Raw genomic sequence first — 1,151 nt, 5'->3', positions numbered from 1 at the left:
AAAAAAGTGTGTTAGAATAAAAGACCGAGCCAAAAAAACTCTTCAGCACCTCCAAAGCTTAAACACTTAGAGAATGCTGGTGAGTAACCAGTAAGAACCTTGAAAACTGCATAGCAACAGAAAATTGTAGGGATTCCGATGAATTTGAGCAATCCAATTCATCAAAAATTTCTTCATTTGACAATCCAAAAATGTATTAAGGTCAAGCTACAAAGAGCTAGTGGTGGATACCTTGGCACGCAGAGGCGATGAAGGACGTGACGACCGACGAAACGCTCCGGGGAGCTGGAAGTAAGCACTGAGCCGGAGATATCCGAATGGGGCAACCCTAAACACAGCCTGTTGAATACATAGACAGGTATGAGCCAACCGGGCGAACTGAAACATCTTAGTAGCCCGAGGAAAAGAAATCAAAAGAGATTCCCCTAGTAGCGGTGAGCGAAGCGGGAAGAGCCTAAACCACCGGAAATTTCCAGTGGGGTCGTGGGACAGCATCACGGGCGAACAAAACTTAGACGAAGCTACTGAAAATAGCACCACAGAAGGTAAAAGTCCTGTAGTCGAAAAGCGTTTGTTCCCTAGCTGGATCCCGAGTAGCACGGGGCACGTGGAATCCCGTGTGAATCAGCGAGGACCATCTCGTAAGGCTAAATACTACTGCGTGACCGATAGCGAAACAGTACCGCGAGGGAAAGGTGAAAAGAACCCCGCAAGGGGAGTGAAATAGAACATGAAACCACTTGCTTACAAGCAATGGAAGCTCGATTTAACGAGTGACCGTGTGCCTGTTGAAGAATGAGCCGGCGAGTTGCAGGTACTGGTAGGTTAAGGCCATATAGCCGGAGCCACAGCGAAAGCGAGTCTGAATAGGGCGCTTGATCAGTATTTGCAGACCCGAACCCGCGTGATCTAACCATGTCCAGGATGAAGCTCGGGTAACACCGCGTGGAGGTCCGCACCGACCGATGTTGAAAAATCGGCGGATGAGGTGTGGTTAGGGGTGAAATGCCAATCGAACGCGGAGCTAGCTGGTTCTCCTCGAAATGTGTTGAGGCACAGCGGTAGAAGTTTAAATCCGGGGGTAAAGCACTGTTTCGGTGCGGGCTGCGAGAGCGGTACCAAATCGAGACAAACTCAGAATACCGGAGGTA

The 1,151-nt window shown here is 49.3% G+C and carries 1 rRNA gene; it reads left to right on the top strand.

From position 1 onward, the window contains the following. Positions 1 to 200: 200 nt before the first annotated feature. Positions 201 to 1,151, top strand: a 23S ribosomal RNA gene (locus NG798_RS27090); the annotation flags it as partial.

This window comes from Ancylothrix sp. D3o (assembly GCF_025370775.1).
Taxonomy (GTDB): domain Bacteria; phylum Cyanobacteriota; class Cyanobacteriia; order Cyanobacteriales; family Oscillatoriaceae; genus Ancylothrix.
Note: the sequence above shows the minus strand (reverse complement) of the source record. Positions and strands in the feature narration are given on the sequence as shown.